The organism is Aeromonas sp. ASNIH8 (genome assembly GCF_002919855.1).
Classification (GTDB): Bacteria; Pseudomonadota; Gammaproteobacteria; order Enterobacterales; family Aeromonadaceae; genus Aeromonas; species Aeromonas caviae.
In genome coordinates this window covers 1-18179 of record NZ_PQLN01000085.1, presented here as the reverse complement: position 1 = coordinate 18179, position 18179 = coordinate 1, and the positions used below count along the sequence as shown (strand labels likewise).

Annotated in this window: 17 protein-coding genes; 3 read left to right on the top strand and 14 right to left on the bottom strand. The window is 63.5% G+C overall.

Annotated features, from left to right (window positions below):
* Positions 1–95 precede the first annotated feature (95 nt).
* From C3418_RS18370 to C3418_RS18355, 4 genes are all read right to left on the bottom strand, one after another.
* On the bottom strand, positions 96–1022 hold the full coding sequence (locus C3418_RS18370; RefSeq protein ID WP_103859024.1) for a transporter substrate-binding domain-containing protein: 927 nt from the start codon (positions 1020–1022) through the stop codon (positions 96–98).
* Positions 1023–1165: 143 nt separating this feature from the next.
* Positions 1166–1933 carry a class III extradiol ring-cleavage dioxygenase gene (locus C3418_RS18365; protein WP_052815808.1) on the bottom strand — a complete coding sequence of 256 codons (768 nt, stop codon included), beginning with the start codon at positions 1931–1933 and terminating at the stop codon, positions 1166–1168.
* A 298-nt stretch (positions 1934–2231) separates the two neighbouring features.
* The gene (locus C3418_RS18360) at positions 2232–2702 is read right to left on the bottom strand and encodes an FKBP-type peptidyl-prolyl cis-trans isomerase (protein ID WP_010673545.1); all 471 of its coding nucleotides are present in this window, start codon (positions 2700–2702) and stop codon (positions 2232–2234) included.
* A 137-nt stretch (positions 2703–2839) separates the two neighbouring features.
* The gene (locus C3418_RS18355; protein ID WP_103859023.1) at positions 2840–3988 is read right to left on the bottom strand and encodes a Na/Pi symporter; all 1149 of its coding nucleotides are present in this window, start codon (positions 3986–3988) and stop codon (positions 2840–2842) included.
* A 303-nt stretch (positions 3989–4291) separates the two neighbouring features.
* Between C3418_RS18355 and C3418_RS18350 the strand changes: the two genes are divergently transcribed.
* Positions 4292–4741 (top strand): hypothetical protein, encoded by a 450-nt coding sequence (locus tag C3418_RS18350; protein ID WP_127464653.1) that lies wholly within the window; start codon positions 4292–4294, stop codon positions 4739–4741.
* Positions 4742–4829: 88 nt separating this feature from the next.
* Here C3418_RS18350 and C3418_RS18345 read toward each other — a convergent pair whose 3' ends face one another.
* The 5 genes from C3418_RS18345 to C3418_RS18325 all read right to left on the bottom strand — a co-directional run bounded on the left by C3418_RS18345 (position 4830) and on the right by C3418_RS18325 (position 11561).
* A complete protein-coding gene (locus C3418_RS18345) occupies positions 4830–6173 on the bottom strand; it encodes an APC family permease (RefSeq protein WP_039039328.1) in 1344 nt (447 codons plus the stop codon).
* A gap of 688 nt (positions 6174–6861) precedes the next feature.
* Complete coding sequence (locus tag C3418_RS18340) at positions 6862–8205, bottom strand: APC family permease (protein WP_039039329.1); 1344 nt, start codon at positions 8203–8205, stop codon at positions 6862–6864.
* The gene (locus C3418_RS24435) at positions 8205–8342 is read right to left on the bottom strand and encodes a hypothetical protein (RefSeq protein ID WP_164882979.1); all 138 of its coding nucleotides are present in this window, start codon (positions 8340–8342) and stop codon (positions 8205–8207) included. Before C3418_RS24435 ends, C3418_RS18340 begins: the two co-directional genes overlap by 1 nt.
* 233 nt (positions 8343–8575) lie before the next feature.
* Positions 8576–9865 carry a 4-aminobutyrate--2-oxoglutarate transaminase gene (gene gabT / locus C3418_RS18335; RefSeq protein ID WP_042014742.1) on the bottom strand — a complete coding sequence of 430 codons (1290 nt, stop codon included), beginning with the start codon at positions 9863–9865 and terminating at the stop codon, positions 8576–8578.
* Between the two features lie 232 nt (positions 9866–10097).
* Positions 10098–11561 carry an NAD-dependent succinate-semialdehyde dehydrogenase gene (locus C3418_RS18325; protein WP_010673552.1) on the bottom strand — a complete coding sequence of 488 codons (1464 nt, stop codon included), beginning with the start codon at positions 11559–11561 and terminating at the stop codon, positions 10098–10100.
* A gap of 309 nt (positions 11562–11870) precedes the next feature.
* On the opposite strand from C3418_RS18325, the gene puuR reads away from it, so the two are divergent.
* Together puuR and C3418_RS18315 are read left to right on the top strand one after the other, a co-directional pair.
* Positions 11871–12479: an HTH-type transcriptional regulator PuuR gene (puuR, locus tag C3418_RS18320; protein ID WP_029314011.1), complete on the top strand. Its 609-nt coding sequence runs from the start codon at positions 11871–11873 to the stop codon at positions 12477–12479.
* 49 nt (positions 12480–12528) lie between these two features.
* Positions 12529–13806, top strand: coding sequence for an FAD-binding oxidoreductase (locus tag C3418_RS18315; RefSeq protein WP_103859021.1), 1278 nt, complete (start codon positions 12529–12531; stop codon positions 13804–13806).
* A gap of 100 nt (positions 13807–13906) precedes the next feature.
* On the opposite strand, the gene C3418_RS18310 is transcribed toward C3418_RS18315, so the two are convergent.
* From C3418_RS18310 to C3418_RS18290, 5 genes are all read right to left on the bottom strand, one after another.
* On the bottom strand, positions 13907–15106 hold the full coding sequence (locus C3418_RS18310; RefSeq protein ID WP_041213311.1) for a transporter: 1200 nt from the start codon (positions 15104–15106) through the stop codon (positions 13907–13909).
* 62 nt (positions 15107–15168) lie between these two features.
* On the bottom strand, positions 15169–15828 hold the full coding sequence (locus C3418_RS18305) for a hypothetical protein (RefSeq protein WP_010673556.1): 660 nt from the start codon (positions 15826–15828) through the stop codon (positions 15169–15171).
* Positions 15829–15835: 7 nt separating this feature from the next.
* A complete protein-coding gene (locus C3418_RS18300; RefSeq protein ID WP_039039335.1) occupies positions 15836–16513 on the bottom strand; it encodes a C39 family peptidase in 678 nt (225 codons plus the stop codon).
* 52 nt (positions 16514–16565) lie between these two features.
* Entirely contained in the window at positions 16566–17525 is a 960-nt protein-coding gene (locus C3418_RS18295) for a hypothetical protein (RefSeq protein WP_010673558.1), read from the bottom strand.
* Positions 17526–17712: 187 nt separating this feature from the next.
* The gene (locus tag C3418_RS18290) at positions 17713–18099 is read right to left on the bottom strand and encodes a hypothetical protein (protein ID WP_258040133.1); all 387 of its coding nucleotides are present in this window, start codon (positions 18097–18099) and stop codon (positions 17713–17715) included.
* Positions 18100–18179 lie beyond the last annotated feature (80 nt).

The window sequence follows — 18179 nt, the reverse complement described above, 5'->3', positions numbered from 1 at the left end:
ACAGTTAGTTAAGATCTCGACTATTTACAGCTTGGCAACGCAAGGTACAATTAAAATCGTACTTGGCGCCGCTCAACTGATCGATACTTGATCAACTAGCGCAAAGAATGATCATGCGTCGGCCCTGGCCACACCCTGATGGGGGGCGCTTGCCGCATCCAGGCCCGCTCGGCGGCATCATAGAGATCGGCGCTTCGCTCGTTCATGTCGCGGATGGGCCCGTTCCACTGGGTGAAGAGGGTGTTGCGCGCCCGGTCGTCGATGGCCGCCAGCCCCCGGTTGACCAGGCTGAGCAGGGCGGGCTCGGTGGCCGGGACGGCAAAGCGGAACTCGGCAGGCGCCAGCTCGGGCGGGGCCTCGCCCCGCTGGCGAAGGTGGTCGAAGCGCTCGCTGTTGAGATAGTGGGTGGAGTGGGCATCCCCCAGCAGGATGTCGTCGCGGCCGAAGAAGACCGCATCGAACGCCTCCATGTTGGAGGGATAGGTCACCAGGGTGAGAGTGGGGTAGTAGCGGCCAAAGCGCGCCCTGTCTATCTGATCCCGGACGGCGGCTACCCGCTGTCCCGGTGTGAGCAGGGCCCCCCGATAACGTCTGGGCACGGAGAAGACGAGGGGGCTGCTGAAATAGGGGTTGCTCAGGCGGATCGCCCGGGTGTCACTGTCCGCCAGGGTGAGATTGCCGAGGCTGGCGAGGTGTATCTCCCCCCGTGCCAGGGCCCGGAGCAGGTGCGCCTTGTCGGGGAAGGCGCTCAGGGCAACGGGTTTGTCCAGCATCCGGGCCAGCAGGTCGATGTAGTCGGCACTGAGCCCCTCGACGCGCTGGCGAGCGATCATGGTGAAGGGGCGGTAGTCCTCTTGCAGGATGCCGACCCGCAGTTGGGACTGCTGGCGCAGCCATCCGAGCTCCGCCTCCGACCAGCGGGGAGGCAGCGGGGCGGGATCGTAGCGGCTGTGCAGGGTCAGGGCCTGCACAGGTTGAAGGCAGAGCAGACAGAGCAGGATCAGTGTTCGATATAGGTTCATCTAGCCACCCGACGCGACAGCCATCCCTGCCAAGCCTCATCCAATGGCGGCCATTCTACCGGAAAATGGCTATAACGAGTCCGCTATTTCGCCACGCGCGTCGGCGGCAGCACGGCAAGCAGGGCGGCCTGGCCGCCCCGCCCTCAACCGAACTGGTAGGCCCCCATGTAGAGGCTGCCGTAATCCCAGCTGTCGTGCAGCTTTCGGGGTCTGTCGGCCCCTGCCGCGCCGAGCGCCACAAACAGGGGGCGCAGGTGATCGTCATGGGGATGAGATTCCACCGCGCCCGGCGCCCGGGCCCGGTACTCTTCCAGCGCCCCCCTGTCTCCCACTGCCATGGTCTGCTCCAGCCAGCGGGCAAACTGGCTCGCCCACTGGGGAACCGGCGAGCCGTCCGGCCCGAGGGCACGGAGGTTGTGGGTGATGGCGCCGGAGGCGAGGATGCCGATCCCTTGCTCGCGCAGCCCCTGCAATGCCTCCCCCAGTTGCCACAGCTGGGCCGGGGTGAAGCTGGCCGGGATGGCGATCTGCACCAGGGGGAGTTCACTGTCCGGATCCATCAGGGAGAGGGGGGACCAGACTCCGTGATCCAGCTCGCGGCGCACCGGGGTGGCAGGCAGACCGGCCAGCAGCAGCTGATCGCTCACCGCTTCCTGCAACCATTGCGGGCTCGTCGCGGGCCAGCGGATCTGGTAGAGGGGCTCGGGGAAGCCGTAGAAGTCGTACATCAGGGCCGGGTTGGGCTCGACGTTGATCTGCAGCTCGCTTCGGCTGAACCAGTGGGCCGAGATCACCACCAGCCCTCTGGCACCCTCGAGGCGCAGTTGCTTCAGGAACCGGGTCGCGGGCTGATCGCGCAGGACCAGATCCGGGGCGCCGTGGGAGATGAACCAGACAGGGGCGATAGACATGACAGACTCCATATGCGTTGTGCCGATGCGCGCGGCGCACCGACAACCCGAGGCCAGGGCGACATGCCGCTGACGATGTGGTCATTATCTGCCCCTAATGATGGGTTAACAATCAGGCTTTATGGATAAGCACTCTTCACTTTTGGTTGATAGTCTGGCATCAGGGCGAGGGAGACCGGGGCAGAAACGACAACGCCGGCGCAGTGCGCCGGCGTTGTGATCAGGGGCCGTCGGACGTGGCTCCTGACGGGATGCCCCGCAGCGCCACCGCCAAGATCAACGCGGGCCCAGTGCGGGTTTATTGAATGCCCAGCAGCTCCACGTCGAAGATGAGGACTGAGCCCGGCGGGATCTTGCCGGCGGCTCTGTCGCCATAGGCCAGGTTGGCGGGGATGTAGAAGCGGGTCTTCTCCCCTTCCACCATCAGTTGCACCCCTTCGGTCCACCCCTTGATCACCTGGTTGAGGCCGAATTCGATGGGCTCGCCACGGGCAACGGAGCTGTCGAACACGGTGCCGTCCAGCAGCTTGCCCTCGTAGTGCACCTTCACCTTGCTGGTGGCGGTGGGGTGAACGGTGCCGGTGCCCGGGGTCAGCACTTCGTACTGCAGGCCGGAGGCGGTGGTGGTCACCAGGGGTTTTTCCTGGTTGCTGGCGAGGAACTCGGCCCCTTTGCGCACGTTCTCTTCCGCCAGCTTCCGGTTGTTGCTGCTGGAGTAGAAGTAGTAGGCGGCGCCGGCGATAAGAAGGGCTATCAGAATGAATTTCATCGGGTTTTCCTGTTCCTTGAAATCAGAGTGCAATGAAGGGGCATCTTATCCCAGCCGGGGAGGGAGGGCGAGGGGGGATGCCGGAGGATGTGACCGGACGGGCAAGGCACCTGGGGCATGATGCCCCCGGTTCGGATTTACTTGACGGCCACCATCATCAGGGCGGGCAGGGCGAAGAAGAGCCCGGCCACGTAACCCAGCGCCAGCAGCTTGTTCTCGCTGCCGACCCGGGCCAGGGTTTCGGCGGCCTTGATGGGCAATTCCCGCAGGAAGGGCACGCCATAGATGAGCGCCACGGCGAAGACGTTGAACAGCACATGCACGAAGGCGATGGTCAAGGCCAGCTGGGCGCCGGCGCCGCTGATGGCGGTGGCCGCCAGCAGGGCCGTGATGGTGGTGCCGATGTTGGCCCCCAGGGTGAAGGGGTAGAGCTGACGGGTGTTGAACACGCCGCCGCCCGCCAGCGGGATCATCAGGCTGGTGGTGGTGGAGGAGGACTGTACCATGACGGTCACCAGGGTGCCGGAGGCGATGCCGGTCAGGGGACCACGGCCCAGGGCCTTGTGCAGCAGCTCCTTGGCACGACCCACCATGACCCGTTGCAGCACCTTGCCGAGGGCGGTGACGCAGCCGAGGATCAGCAGAATGCCGATGACGATGGTGGCGATGGCGGGGCCCTTGCCCGGCAGGAAGGCGACGGCGCTGTCGATGAGATCCAGGGAGGGGGAGATGATGGGCTTCATGAAGTCCATGCCCTTCATGGACATGTCGGCGGAGCCCATCAGCAGACCGGACAGCCACTCGGCACTCTTTTGCAGCAGACCGAACATCAATTCCAGCGGCAGGAAGATGAAGACGGCCAGCAGGTTGAAGAAGTCGTGCACGGTGGCGGCGGCGAAGGCGCGGCGAAACTCGCCCCTGTCACGGATATGGCCGAGGGAGACGATGGTGTTGGTGATGGTGGTACCGAGGTTGGCCCCCATCACCATGGGGATGGCCATGCTCATGGGCAGGCCGCCCGCCACCAGGCCGACGATCACCGAGGTGACGGTACTGGAGGATTGCACCAGGGCGGTGGCCAGGATGCCGAGCAGCAGCGCGACGAAGGGGTTGTTAGCGAAGGCGAAGATCTGGGCCGCGCCCTCGGCGCCGCCGGAGAACCCTTTAAAGCCGTGTGAGACGGCCCCGACGGCGACCAGGATCAGGTAAACAAAGGTGATCACCGCTAGCCAGTTGAACAGGGGGCCGGTAGCGCGGGTCTGCGGGGATGACGGTTTGCTTTGCATGGTGCCTCTTGGGACGTCTGCGTTGAATTGGACGGGCGCATTACAGCAGTGCTCTATGACAGAAATATGACAAAGTGACACTTTTATGATGCTTTGGTGACAGGGGGCTCGGGATTGGCGGGCCAGATGGGGGTGCAGTGATTAATTCTGATTGCTTTGTTGTTTTAAGTGAATTGGTCTGTCGAATGTAGGGATGTGTTAGAAACTGACGGACGGGGTGCCATCCACTGGTGGATCCTGTGCCGCCACTCAGTCAATGGGAGTAGACTGCCTCGTCATTTAATCAGTAATTGCGAGTCTGTCATGAAACATTGGTCCCTTCTTCTCCTGCCCCTGGCGATGGCCTCTCTCTCCTCTCATGCCGCCGTGCTGCCCTCCGATTGCAGCTCCAAAGACGTGGCGATCGGCTCGGCCGTCAACAGCGCGACCGGGGTCAACAGCCATTGCTCCGCGCAGAGCGCCAAACAGCGTGTGGACAACGCGGTCAACGATCCCGCTGGCTATGCCAAGCGCAAGGCGGCCCAGGCCACCGGCGTGGATGACGCCTACTACAAGGCCAAGAACACCCAGCAGCGGGTCGAGAATGCGGTGGACAATCCCGGTGACTACGCCAAGCGCAAGGCCGCCGAGGCTGCCGGTGTGGGCGAGACCTACAACAAGGCGAAGAACACCCAGCAGCGAGTCGAGAACGTGGTGGACGATCCCGCCAAGGCGGCGGGCCGCGCCGTGCTGCGCAAGACGGGCACCTACTGAGGGGAAACCCGGCAGAAGGCGATGCGTCGTGCAAACAAGAGAGGGGAGCCCGTGGGCTCCCCTCTTTGCATCTTGCGATCGAGATGGCTTACTGGCCGTCGGCCGCTTCCTCGTACTGACGGAAGGGGATGCGGAACACGGCGAGGCGCAGGAAGAGGTAGGTGACCCCGATCCCAGCCCAGATGAGGCCAAGCTCCAGGGAGCTCTGCTCCAGGTTGATCCAGAGGGCGCCGATGGTGGCGGCCCCCAGCAGCGGCAGCACCAGGAACAGCAGGTGCTCCTTGAGGCTCTTGTTGCGCTTCTCGCGCACCCAGAACTGGCCGATCACCGAGAGGTTGACGAAGGTGAAGGCCACCAGGGCGCCGAAGTTCACCAGGGCCAGGGCCATGTCCAGATCGAAGGAGACCGCGGAGAGGGCCAGGGCCCCCACCAGCAGCACGTTGATGGCCGGGGTGCGCCAGGTGGGGTGGATATAGCCGAACACCCGCTCCGGGATCATGCGATCGCGCCCCATCACGTAGAGGATACGCGACACGCCGGCGTGGGCCGCCATGCCGGAGGCGAGCACGGCCGCGGTGGTGCACACCAGCACCACGCTCTGGAACAGGGTGCCACCCACGTAGAGGGCGATCTCCGGCAGCACGGCGTCCGGCTCCTTGAAGCGGGCCAGATCCGGGAAGAAGAGCTGCAGGCTGTAGGAGACGGTGACGAAGATGATGCCGCCGATGAGGGCCGTCAGCACGATGGCGCGGGGGATCACCTTGCCGGCATTCGGGGTCTCTTCAGAGAGGGAGCTCAGGCCGTCGAAGCCCAGGAACGAGAAGCAGAGGATGGTGGCGCCGGTGAACAGCGGCAGCATGCTGGCAGACTCCACATGGAACGGACGGCTGCTCATCAGGGTGCCGGCCCCTTCACCGTGACTCAGGCCCCAGGCGATGAGGCCGAGGAAGGTGACGATGATGGCGATCTGGATGAAGACGATGAAGCCGTTGAGGTTCGCCACCAGCTTGATGCCGCGCAGGTTCAGGAAGGTCATCACGGTCACCAGACCGAAGATGAAGATCCAGGGCTCCACGGTGGGGAACATGGCGGTCAGGTAGATCTTGGCCAGCAGGATGTTGATCATCGGCATGAACATGTAGTCCAGCAGGGAAGACCAGCCCACCATGAAGCCCACATAGGGGTGGAACACCTTCTGGGCATAGGTGTAGGCGGAGCCTGCGGACGGGAAGCGGCGCACCAGGTGGCCGTAGCTGAACGCGGTCAGCAGGATGCCGCCGAGCGCCAGCAGGTAGGCGGTGGCCACGCGACCATCCGTGATGTCACCGACGATGGCGAAGGTATCGAATACCGCCATGGGCGTGAGGTAAGCCAGACCCATCACCACGACCTGGAACAGGGTGAGGGTCTTGAGCAGCTTGGCACCGGCCATCACGCTTTCTCCTCTGCACAGGCCCCGTGGGCGAAATGGGACGGGATCAGGGACGCGGGAACGCGTCGCTGGACACAGGGGGCGCCCATCTGTGGCACAGATGCGTGGCGCACGCCGGCGGGGACCGGCAGGAAAGCAGTTAAATGCCCCATGTTTTTCCTCACAACGTCGGGAGATTGCTTGGCAATCTGGGTATCAATTCCGGCACATGGCCGGCCTCTTGGTGAATGGTGGTGTGCCCCAGAAAAGCAAAGAACCGATGTTGTTGAAACATCGGCTCTCAAGGGGCGCCGTATTGTGCCCTCAGGGGGGGGGAGGAGACAAGCGAAAAAGGCCGCCAGCGGGGCAATGCTGTTCACTTAAGAGAATTTGAGTTCCAGTCCACGTAGTATCAGGACAAAAAATCGAGGGAGGCATGATGCCTCCCTCTTTCTATTGCAAGCCCCGCTGGATAAAGGCTGGAGGAAGATCGACTGGACACAGCCTTGCCCCCTCAACTCAAATCCAATTTATGAATAATCAGTCAAAAAAGTGCTTATCTGAACAGCATTGCGCCAGCGGGGAATTTGTTCCCCCCGTGAGCGATCACTTCGCCACCGCTGCCGGAAAGTCGATGACAACCTTGTCATCAGCTGGCGCCCTGCTTTGCCGCCATGCGAAACCGGCGCCCTGGGGGCGCCGGTTTCGCTCAGGAGGCGTCCTGCTCGGGGCGGCCGAGGCGGACCCGGAACACGGTGAGGCGCAGCAGCAGGTAGATGGCACCGAGGGCGGCCCAGATCAGCCCCAGCTCGAAGGAGGCGGGCTCCAGGTTGAGCCAGAGCACCCCGATGCAGGCGGCGCCGCACAGGGGCAGGGCGAGGAACAGCAGGTGATCCTTCAGGGTCTTGTTGTGACCCAGCCTGAGATAGAAGTGGGCAATCACCGCCAGGTTGACGAAGGTGAAGGCCACCAGGGCGCCGAAGTTGATGAGCGCCAGCGCCATCTCCAGATCGAAGACCACCGCCGAGAGGGCCAGCATGCCCACCAGCAGCACGTTGAGAGCCGGGGTCTGCCAGGTGGGGTGGATGTAGCCGAAGACGCGGCTCGGCAGGGCGCGATCCCGGCCCATCACATAGAGCAGGCGCGACACCCCGGCGTGGGAGGCGAGCCCCGAGGCGAGCACCGCCACCGTGGTGCAGACCAGCACCACCGCCTGGAACAGCTTGCCGCCCACATAGAGGGCGATCTCCGGCAGCACCGCATCCGGCTGCTGGAAGCGGGAAATGTCCGGGAAGAAGAGCTGCAGGAAGTAGGAGACCGAGATGAAGAGCACGCCGCCGATGAGGGCGGTGAGCACGATGGCCCGGGGGATCACCCGATCCGCGTTCGGGGTCTCCTCCGACAGGGTGGTGATGGCGTCAAACCCGAGGAACGACAGGCAGAGGATGGAGGCGCCGGTCAGCAGGGGATTGATGTGCATCTGCTCGGAGAAGAAGGGGCGGCTGCTCGCCACCGTGCCGAGCCCCTCGCCGTGGCTCACGCCCCAGGCGATGAGGCCGATGAAGACGGCGATGATGCTGAACTGCATGATGACGATCAGGCTGTTGAAGTTCGCCACCAGCTTGATGCCCCGCAGGTTCAGAAAGGTCATGACGGCGGCCAGGGCCAGGATGTAGGTCCAGGGGGCCACGCCGGGGAAGAGGGCCTCCATGTAGATCTTGGCCAGCAGCATGTTGATCATGGGCATGAACATGTAGTCGAGCAGGGAGACCCAGCCCACCATGAAGCCCACATAGGGGTGGAACACCTTCTGGGCATAGGTGTAGGCGGAGCCTGCCGAGGGGAACTTGCGCACCAGGTGGCCGTAGCTCATGGCGGTGAACAGCATGCCGATGAGGGCGAGCAGGTAGGCGGTCGGCACATGGCCTTCGGTGATCTCGGTGACGATGCCGAAGGTGTCGAACACCGCCATGGGGGTGAGATAGGCCAGCCCCATGATGACCACGTGCCAGAGTTTCAGGCTTTTTTTCAGACCGGCGGGGTGCGGGTGCATCAGGCGATCCCCCGCAGGCTGGCTGACGGGATCAGGCTGACGGTGAGGTCATCCTGCACGGTGGGGGCGCCAGTCCGGGATGCGGACGGATGGCGCAGACCGGCGCGGGCCGGCAGGAAAGCGATGATATGCCCCATGGAGTTCCTCACTAAGAAGCGGGTGTCGTGAGATGGCGTGCCACCTCGTTATCATTTCCGGTCTGTTCCGGCCTCGTTATGGATTTGTTTGGCGCAAAAAAAGAACCGGGCTCCGATGAGCGGACGGTCCTTGAATACGGCGGCGCATTGTGCATTCGTGATGCCCCCTTGACAAGCATATCAAGGGAGCAAAAACGCATTTTTTTGCACGTGGTCGAACGCGGTCTTCCGGATCAGGCCAGGGAGGCGGACAGGGCCTGCTCCAGCAGGTCCAGCCCCTCGTCGACGATGGCTGCCGGGGCGGTCAGGGGGGCGAGGAAACGGATCACGTTGCCACGCACGCCGCAGGCCAGCAGCACCAGCCCCCGCTTGCCCGCCTCGGCCACCAGCCGCTTGGTGAGATCCGGGTCCGGTCTGGCGGCATCCCCCTCCTTCACCAGCTCCATGGCCACCATGGCGCCGGGGCCTCGGATGTTGCCGATGCAGTCAAACCGTGTCGCCAGCTGGTGCAGGCGTGCCTTGATCTGCTCCCCCTGGGCCAGGGCCTTCTGGTTCAGGCGCTCCTCCTCGATCACCTCCAGCACTGCCAGGGCGGCGGCGCAGGCGATGGGGGAGCCGGCGTAGGTGCCCCCCAGGCCACCGGGCTTGGCGGCGTTCATCACCTCGCTCTTGCCCACCACGGCAGAGAGCGGGAAGCCGCCGGCCAGGCTCTTGGCCAGCGTCATGATGTCGGGTTCGACACCGCTGTATTCGGTGGCGAAGGTCTTGCCGGTGCGACAGAAACCGGTCTGGATCTCGTCGCAGATGAGCAGGATGCCGTGCTGGTCGCACACCTGGCGCAGGCGCTGCATGAAGCTGGCAGAGGCGGGGTAGAAGCCCCCTTCCCCCTGCACCGGCTCGATGATGATGGCGGCCACCCGGGTGGGTTCGATGTCGGCGCTGAAGCAGAGATCCAGCGCGGCCAGGGCATCGTCTTCACTCACTCCCAGGTAGTCGGCGGGGAAGGGGAGGTGATAGACCTCCCCCGGGAAGGGGCCGAAGCCGGTCTTGTAGGGCACCACCTTGCCGGTGAGGGCCATGCCCATCATGGTGCGGCCGTGGAAGCCCCCCTTGAAGGCGATGGTGCCGCTGCGACCGGTGTGGGCGCGGGCGATCTTGATGGCGTTCTCCACCGCCTCGGCGCCGGTGGAGAGGAAGAGGGTGCGTTTGGGGGTGGGGCCGGGCACCAGGGCATTCAATTTTTCCGCCAGCTCGATATAGCCGGAGTAGGGGGTGACCTGGAAGCAGGTGTGGCTGAACTTCTCGAGCTGCTCGCGCACCGCCGCCACCACCTTGGGGTGGTTGTGGCCGGTGTTGAGCACGGCGATGCCGGAGGCAAAGTCGATATAGCGGTTGCCCTCCACATCCCACAGCTCGGCGTTGTGCGCCCGGTCGATGAAGACCGGCAGCAGGGTGCCGACCCCCTGGACCACGGCCGCTTCGCGGCGGGCCTGCCATTGCTGGTTGTTGCTTGAATGACTCATCTTTCCTCCCTGAGGGGCATGGGCCCCCGCTGTTCCTGTGCCATCTGGCCATATGTGTGCCGCCAACTGCCCTCGGGCAGGGCGGCCTGTTCGCAAAAGGGGGCCCCGGGTGTGCCCTCAGGGCCCACAAGGCGCTCGGTCGTGACCGGCTGCCCCCTCTTTCTATCTGTAAAAGCGATGGGCTGCGTCATAACGCATCTGTTTTAACGATGCGATTGCCCCTTCACTCCCCTCAGCGAATGCCGCCAAAGCAGAGGTATTTGGTCTCCAGGTACTCCTCCAGCCCTTCGGCCGCCCCTTCCCGGCCCAGCCCCGACTCCTTGATCCCGCCAAAGGGGGCCAGTTCGGTGGAGATGATCCCCTCGTTGATCCCCACCATGCCGTATTCGAGCCCCTCGGCCACCCGCCACACCCGGGCGATGTCGCGGCCATAGAAGTAGGCGGCCAGGCCATAGGGGGTGTCGTTGGCAAGCGCAATGGCCTCGGCTTCCGTCTCGAAGCGCACCAGGGGGGCGACGGGCCCGAAGATCTCCTCGTCCAGAATGGGGTTGCCCCGGGTGACCCCGGTCAGGATGGTGGGGTGATAGAAGAGGGGACCGGCGGGGTGGGCGTCGCCCCCCACCAGCACCCGGGCACCGGCGGCGACCGATTGCTGCACCAGCTCGGCCACCTTGCTGGCGGCGGCCGGGTTGATGAGGGGCCCGATCTGGACGCCCTCGCCCATGCCGTCCCCGACCTTGAAGGCCTTGACCGCGGCGGCGAGCTTCTCGGCGAAGGCGTCATAGACGCTGGCCTGCACCAGGATGCGGTTGGCGCAGACGCAGGTCTGGCCGGCGTTGCGGTATTTGGACGCCAGGGCCCCGGCCACGGCGGCGTCGAGGTCGGCGTCGTCAAAGACGATGAAGGGGGCGTTGCCGCCCAGCTCCAGGGAGAGGCGCTTCATGGTGTCGGCGCACTGGCGCATCAGCAGTTTGCCGATGCGGGTGGAGCCGGTGAAGGAGAGCTTGCGCACCACGGGGTTGCTGCACAGCTCGTTGCCCACCGCGCTCGCCTGATGGGAGGTGACGATGTTGATGACCCCGGCGGGAATGCCCGCCTGCTCTGCCAGTACCGCCAGCGCCAGGGCGCAGAGGGGCGTTTCGGCGGCGGGCTTGATGACGATGGTGCAACCGGCGGCCAGCGCCGGACCCGCCTTGCGGGTGATCATGGCGATGGGGAAGTTCCAGGGGGTGATGGCGGCCACGACCCCCACCGGCTGCTTGATGGTGGCCAGGCGCCGATCGGCGGAGAAGCCGGGGATGGTGCGGCCATAGGCACGCTTGCCCTCTTCCGCGAACCACTGGATGAAGCTGGCGCCGTAGGCCACCTCTCCTTTGGCTTCCGCCAGCGGCTTGCCCTGCTCGCAGGTCATGATACGGGCGAGCTCCTCCTGGTTGGCCATGATGCGCTCGAACCAGGCGTAGAGTTTGCTGCTGCGCTCCTTGGCGGTGAGGGCCGCCCAGGCGGGTTGCGCCGCGTGGGCGGCCGCGATGGCGAGGCGGGTATCCTCCCCGTCCATGTCGGGCACCTGGGTGATGACCTGGCCGGTGGCCGGGTTCAGGACCTCGAACCGGCGCCCGCCCAGGGACTCGCACCAGCGGCCGTCGACATAGGCCAGGGATTTGATCAGGGAGAGAGCAGGTTGTGATGCTGACATAAGTAAGGGGCCTCGATAGTGGGTCTGGGTGGCGCGTTTATGTGGGCACCGCCGTATAGAATAATAAGCACGTAACGACCATAAAATGAGCCGAAATGTTTTTCAAGTGTTAAATATATTTGAGTGAACTGGGCGTCACATGCTAGAAATGGGGCTGTGAGCGCGATTGTAGCGGTTTTCATTGCGCAGGGTGTGCAAAATAATGAACGCTCTGAGTTGTGCAGGATAGTGAACGGGGCTGACGTTCCTGACTCACTATATTGACCAGTCGGCCCCAGGTATTCGAATGACCATGGAAGGAGGTGGGCGATGGAGCAATCCCGTGGCGAGGTCCGGTGGCGGACCATGACGGACAACCCCCTGGCGGAGCACGAGAGAAATATGGGGGAGCGGCTTGCCCGGATCCGCAGGGAGCTCGGGCTCTCCCAGCGCCGGGTGGCGGAGCTGAGCGGCCTGACCCACGGCGCCATCTGCATGATAGAGCAGAACAAGGTGAGCCCCTCGGTGGCCTCCCTGCAAAAGCTGCTGAGCGTCTACGAGCTGCCGTTGTCGCGCTTCTTCGCCGAAGAGGAGGTGGCGAGCACGCCCAGCGTGGTGATCAAGGCGGAGCAGCTCATCGAGCTCGGCAGCCAGGGGGTCTCCATGAAGCTGGTGCACAACGGCAACAATCGGCGCCAGCTCGGCTTCATGCTGGAGACCTATGCCCCCGGCACCGACACCGGCGGCGTGGTGAAGCATCAGGGGGAAGAGGTGGGCACCGTGCTGGAAGGGTCGGTGTTGCTGACCCTGGCCGGCCAGACCTATGAACTGTGCGCCGGGGACAGCTATGTCATCGACACCGGCGAGCCCCACAGTTTCAGCAATCCCTCGGGGCAGGTCTGCCGCATCGTCAGCGCCCACACCCCGGCCAGCTTTTAATGTGAACAACCCGTTGTGTTGGAAACGAACCGGTAAGGAAACAGGGATCATGACCGAACATGTAAAGAGTTACTACGCAGCCAGTGCCAACAAACACACGCCCTATCCCACGCTCACCGAGCAGCTGGAGTGCGACGTCTGCGTCATAGGCGCAGGCTACACCGGCCTCTCCAGTGCGCTGCATCTGGTGGAGAAGGGGTACAAGGTGGTGGTGCTGGAGGCGGCCAGGGTCGGCTTTGGCGCCAGCGGCCGCAACGGCGGCCAGATCGTCAACTCCTACAGCCGCGACATCGACACCATCGAAGCGAACTGCCCGCCGGATCAGGCCAGGCTGCTCGGCTCCATGTTGTTTGAGGGGGGCCAGATCATCCGCGAGCGGATCAAACGCTACAACATCCAGTGCGATCTGCAGGAGGGGGGCGTCTTTGCCGCCGAGACCGAGAAGCAGCTGCACGAGCTCAAGGCGCAGAAGGCGCGCTGGGAGAAGTGGGGCAACGACCAGCTGGAGCTGCTCGATGCCAAGGGGGTGCGCGAGGTGGTCGCGAGCGATCGCTACGTCGGCGCCCTGCTCGACAAGAGCGGCGGCCATATTCACCCTCTCAATCTGGCGCTGGGGGAGGCGGAAGCCATCCGCATGCAGGGGGGGCTTATCTTCGAGCAGTCCGCCGTCACCAGCATTACTCCGGGTCAGCCGGCGTTGGTCAAGACCGCCAAAGGGGCGGTGAAGGCACGCTTTATCGTGGTGGCCGGCAACGCCTACCTCGGCAATCTGGTGCCGGAACTGGCCAGCAAGAGCATGCCTTGCGGCACCCAGGTGATCGCCACCGAAGTGCTGGGAGAGGAGCGGGCCCGTTCACTCTTGCCACAGAACTACTGTCTGGAGGATTGCAACTACCTGCTCGACTACTACCGTACCTCCGGCGATCACCGGCTCATCTATGGCGGCGGCGTGGTCTATGGGGCGCGAGATCCCGCGGATATCGAGCGGCTGATCATCCCCAAGATGCGCAAGACCTTCCCCCAGCTCAAAGACGTCAAGGTGGAGTACACCTGGACCGGCAACTTCCTGCTCACCCTGTCGCGCCTGCCGCAGTTTGGCCGCATCGGTCACAACATCTACTACATGCAGGGCTACAGCGGCCACGGCGTCACCTGTACCCATCTGGCGGGCAAGCTGCTCTCCGAGGTGCTGAGCGGTCAGGCGGAGCGCTTCGATGCGTTCGCCAGGCTGCCGCACTACCCCTTCCCGGGTGGCCGCCTGCTGCGCATCCCCTTCACCGCCGCCGGCGCCGCCTGGTACACCCTGCGCGATCGCCTGGGGGTGTGATGTCACCGGTGGCCCGCCAGGCAGGCTGGCGGCAACAAGAAGAGGGAGGCGTTATGCCTCCCTCGTTTTTTGTCGTCAACCTGCCCGGGCCCTGACAGGGCTAGAAGCGGTAGGGGAAGCGGATCCCGATGGTGTAGTCCGGTGCATCCGTGGTGAGCCCGGCAGACCAGTTGACCGCCATGGAGAGGTTGTCGGTGATGGCCCAGGTCGACCCCATGCCAAAGCTGGCGGCGTTGGCATCGGAGCCGGTGACCTTCTCCATGGCAAAGCCTTCGGACCCCTGCTCGGACTCCATGGTGACGCGCTGGTTGATGTTGAAGGAGAGGCTGAAGCGTTCGTTGAGAGCGAATGCGACCCCCAGGCCATATTCATACCAGTCTCCCAGCTGGATGCTGCCGGGCTGGTTGCCGGGCTGGTAGGAGATATCGTCAAAGTCCTGCTTGAGGCTGTGACCATAGTTGAGGCTGGCAAACAGGATGGCGGGATCCATGGTCTTGACCAGGGAGAAGCCGGTGGAGAGCTGCCAGAGCCCGTTGCCGGTGGCGAGCTCCTTGGGGGTCACCAGGTTGCCCGATTCCGAGGTGTTGATCTCGATGCCGTAAGGATCCTTGCCGGTCGGCGCCTTGGCCCGGAAGTTCCACACCAGATCCGGCCAATCCTCGCTCTCGGCCATGACCCTGTAGTAGATGGCGAGGCTGAGATCCCCCAGACCGCCATCGCTGACGCTCTGCTCCTCGAAGTCGCGGCTGGAGTTCTCCTTGCCGGTGCTCTGGTAGTTGGTGTTGCGGAACATGTAGGGGAGGGCCAGCTCCAGTTGCCAGCGATCGTTGAGGGTGTAGCGGGTGATGACATCCGCCGTCCACTGATCGGAGCGCACCCGATCCAGGTTGATTTCGCCAAGGAAGATGGCGTCCAGGGCGAGGAAGCCGCGCAGGGCGAGATCCTTGCGGTTGTAGTGCTGATAGGAGAGGCCCACATCGACGGTCAGGGCGCGGTCGAACACATTGTGCTGTTCGATCATCAGGTCTTCGGTGCTGCGGCCGACTTCCGGCGTGCGCCGTGAGGCGTCCTGCTGGGTGGAGGCGACGGCGGCCCCGGCTCCGACCCCGGCGGTTGCCGTCGTGGCACCGGCGGCCTTGACGGCCTCCAGGCGGGCCTGGAGCTGATGAAGGGCCTGATTTTGCTGGATCAGTTGCTGGCGCAGGAGATCCAGCTGTTGTTGCAGGGCCTCCTCCTCGGCCGTGGCCCCCCAGCAGGCGAAGGGGGCGAGGGCAATCAACAGCATGCGAGACTGTTTCATCGGGATACGTCCTTGTTGTTTATCATCCTTTCTGATGGTTCAGCCCCCGGGCTCACCGGTGCTCAGCGCGAAAACCAGATGCGGGTCTGATTGAGCGTCTGCAAACCGTCCCCTCTGACCTTGTTGAACTGCAGCAGCCCCCGGCTGAAGTCGGTACCGCGCAGGCTCTGCTCCAGCAGGACCCGGCCGTCGGAAGAGTGTAGTTGCAAGCCGGCATAATTCCCCGAGACCCGGTAGGTGGCGGTGCCAAGATCGCCCTGGTGCTCGTAGCTGCCCGCCTGAACCAGGTGTCCCGTCATGGTGGGGGTGGTCAGTTCAATACCGGTCTGGTTGACCGAGCTGTTGCCGCTCCCCTCCAGTTGAACGACCTGCACCAGCCCGGCCCCCTGCACCTGGGCCTCCTTGGCGGGCGTGGCCGCGGGCTTGACCTCATCCTTGACGCGCACATCCAGCTTGGGTTTGTTTTGCACAATGCTCAGCGCCAGGTTCATGGCCGCCGTCTGCTGGGCCTGGGCCGTGGTCAGTGACGAGATGAACTCGATGCCGAAGTAGCTGATGCCATGGCTGCTGACATAGCGGCCGCGCAGGTGGGCCAGCTCCCCGTCCGCCAGTTCGGGCGCAAAGTGGTCTGACAGATGGGCCAGCGGGTCCGGTGCTGCCAGCAGCGGAGAGGCGATGCCACCCAGGCTGCAGAGGAGGCATAGGGCGGGTCGGGTATTCATGATGACCTCACATTAGCTCTTTGTGCTGAAAACCGAATTCCAGCAGGGATGTTTCATTGACCGGGGCGAAGAGCCCATCCTTGCCTCTGACAGAGAGCGGGGGAGAGGGGTTGGCAAGGGGGGCATCGGGACGATAGCCCGCGCCGATGACGGCGAGGAGGATGCCGTTCCAGCTCTCCTTGAACTCCTTGAACGTGATCACCCGGTTGCCGAGGGCCGGGTCTGCCAGATAGACGCGATCGTGGCGATCGATGGCCCGCAGCACGGCAAAGTGCTGATAGCCGCGAATGTTGAGCAGGACGATGGTGGGCACCCTCACCTGGCGCAGTTTTTCATCGCCCAGTCGATACCCTCTGACCCGCATGCCGAGCATTTGCAGGTACTGCTTCATGTCGAGCATGGAGAAGCCGTAGTGCTTGACCTGCTCCGGGTCTGCCATGGCAAGCATGCCATCCATGACCCAGCGTTCATTGGTTGCATGGCCGTAGGCGTAGCGCAAGATGGTGGCGACGGCGGCGGCCCCGCAGCTGAAATCCGTATGTTGGCGCTCGATGTTGGCGTACCGGCGCTCCAGAATGCTCTGCACCGGTTTGTTGAGATCCCCCAGCGCCGGGAGATGCTCCCCCAGTGGCACCGAGCCTGCCCAAACGGCAGGACAGCACAGCAACAGCAACAGCCAGCGCATTCAGACCTCCAGTGTCAGGGAAAAAGGGGGCACTGGGCCCCCTCGCATCGACTTACTTGGCAAACCCTGCGGCCAGCGAGAGATTGTTCGCTTGCAGGTTGTTGGTCCCCGAGGAGACGTTCACCCCGATGTTGCCCACGGCACCGTTGAAGGCGCCGCCATCGATGGTTGCCCGGTTGAAGGTTTCGCGGCTGGTGTAGGTGTTGACCACGGGAATATACCCGACGGCGTACCCACTGAGCTTGATGTCACCCTCTTCCTTGAACTCGAACTTGCCATCATCTTTCGGGTTGTTGTTGCCGTACCTGTCGTTGTCATTGTCGTGGCCATGTCCTTTCTTGACATCATGACCGGTACCGCCCCCCTCGTAATCGCCCCAAGCCTTGAGACCGAGGAACACACCCGCCTTGTCAACCGTCTTGGTTGCGCTCAGGCTTTGGTTTTCGGTCATGTTCTTGGAGACGCTCTGGCTGTTGGCCACGGTGGCCACGGCCATGTTGCCGGTGGACACGGAGGCTGCCATGTTGTTGGCCTGGACGTTACCCGAGCCCGAGGTCACGTTGACCCCGATGTTGCCTGCGGCATCCTTGAAGGCCCCATCGCCCACACCGGCCTTGTTCTGATGGCCGTGATTGGTCGTCCAGTTGTTGCTGGCGCTTTGGGTGGAGAAGACCTCGGCATCCGACGATCCGCCAGGGGCGCCATGTTGTTGTTGACCACGACCCATGATGAACTCGGCATCGACCTCGTCATAGGCGGCCAGGGAAGCGCTGTTGCCCTGTACGTTGGAGTCACCGGCTGCGACGTTGGCGCCGATGTTACCGGATGCACCCTTGAACGAGCCGTCGATCTTGCTCGTGTTCTCCGTTCTTGTATTGGCGGTGCCTATCATGGAACTGGACTGCTGGTTGTCCACGACGGCCATGCCGAGTTTGTTGACGTTGATGTAGCCGCCGACATTGACCCTGCCTTCGTATTCCACATCGACTTCTGCCTTGACCTTCTTGGTCAAGGTTGCCCCTGTCTCATCTCTGTCACCGCGGTAATCGGCGGATGCAGTGCCCGACATGGCCATGATGACCGCGGCGGCTAATGAGCTATAAATAAGTCCACGCATAATGAGTCTCTCCATTGAACTTTCAGCGGAAGATATGCCCATCGGCTGATACCCCCGGGCCTGGCTTCCTATCCCTGCGGCATCATGGGGATGCCGTTACTGCGCCAGCCAGGGACAGGGAAACCATGTTGACTGACTGGTTTCCCTGTCCCGTGACCTGGTTCACCTGAATGACCCCCTTGCTGCCCGTGAGGGCGGTGTCATCCAGATAGATGCTGGTAGTGGTGTTGGCGGGGGGCTTTCCCCCTGGGGTCTTCGCGACGCTGGAGCTGAGATTGATGTCGGTCACGACACCCAGGCCGCTGTCATCGAGGGACAGGGCGAAGGCGTTCAGTTGCTGGTTGCCCTCACCCGCCCCCTGATTGATGCCGACCAGTCCCCGGTTCTGGCTCAGGGCCGAGCCCAGGATGGCGACGCTCTGGGGAAGGTGCGAATAAGCGGGGAAATTCTTCTCGGCTGACTCAGTCATTTCATTTTTTCAGTTTGAGCCGATCTTTTCTCCCGTAAATGCCTTGAATCAGCCTATTTAGACCGTTTCTTCGCCATTTA

Excerpts from the sequence above, each read along its gene's own strand:
- C3418_RS18370 (WP_103859024.1), bottom strand. The coding sequence starts at position 1,022 with ATGAACCTATATCGAACACTGATCCTGCTCTGTCTGCTCTGCCTTCAA.
- C3418_RS18365 (WP_052815808.1), bottom strand. The coding sequence starts at position 1,933 with ATGTCTATCGCCCCTGTCTGGTTCATCTCCCACGGCGCCCCGGATCTG.
- C3418_RS18360 (WP_010673545.1), bottom strand. The coding sequence starts at position 2,702 with ATGAAATTCATTCTGATAGCCCTTCTTATCGCCGGCGCCGCCTACTAC.
- C3418_RS18355 (WP_103859023.1), bottom strand. The coding sequence starts at position 3,988 with ATGCAAAGCAAACCGTCATCCCCGCAGACCCGCGCTACCGGCCCCCTG.
- C3418_RS18350 (WP_127464653.1), top strand. The coding sequence starts at position 4,292 with ATGAAACATTGGTCCCTTCTTCTCCTGCCCCTGGCGATGGCCTCTCTC.
- C3418_RS18345 (WP_039039328.1), bottom strand. The coding sequence starts at position 6,173 with ATGGCCGGTGCCAAGCTGCTCAAGACCCTCACCCTGTTCCAGGTCGTG.
- C3418_RS18340 (WP_039039329.1), bottom strand. The coding sequence starts at position 8,205 with ATGCACCCGCACCCCGCCGGTCTGAAAAAAAGCCTGAAACTCTGGCAC.
- C3418_RS24435 (WP_164882979.1), bottom strand. The coding sequence starts at position 8,342 with ATGGGGCATATCATCGCTTTCCTGCCGGCCCGCGCCGGTCTGCGCCAT.
- gabT (WP_042014742.1), bottom strand. The coding sequence starts at position 9,865 with ATGAGTCATTCAAGCAACAACCAGCAATGGCAGGCCCGCCGCGAAGCG.
- C3418_RS18325 (WP_010673552.1), bottom strand. The coding sequence starts at position 11,561 with ATGTCAGCATCACAACCTGCTCTCTCCCTGATCAAATCCCTGGCCTAT.
- puuR (WP_029314011.1), top strand. The coding sequence starts at position 11,871 with ATGGAGCAATCCCGTGGCGAGGTCCGGTGGCGGACCATGACGGACAAC.
- C3418_RS18315 (WP_103859021.1), top strand. The coding sequence starts at position 12,529 with ATGACCGAACATGTAAAGAGTTACTACGCAGCCAGTGCCAACAAACAC.
- C3418_RS18310 (WP_041213311.1), bottom strand. The coding sequence starts at position 15,106 with ATGAAACAGTCTCGCATGCTGTTGATTGCCCTCGCCCCCTTCGCCTGC.
- C3418_RS18305 (WP_010673556.1), bottom strand. The coding sequence starts at position 15,828 with ATGAATACCCGACCCGCCCTATGCCTCCTCTGCAGCCTGGGTGGCATC.
- C3418_RS18300 (WP_039039335.1), bottom strand. The coding sequence starts at position 16,513 with ATGCGCTGGCTGTTGCTGTTGCTGTGCTGTCCTGCCGTTTGGGCAGGC.
- C3418_RS18290 (WP_258040133.1), bottom strand. The coding sequence starts at position 18,099 with ATGACTGAGTCAGCCGAGAAGAATTTCCCCGCTTATTCGCACCTTCCC.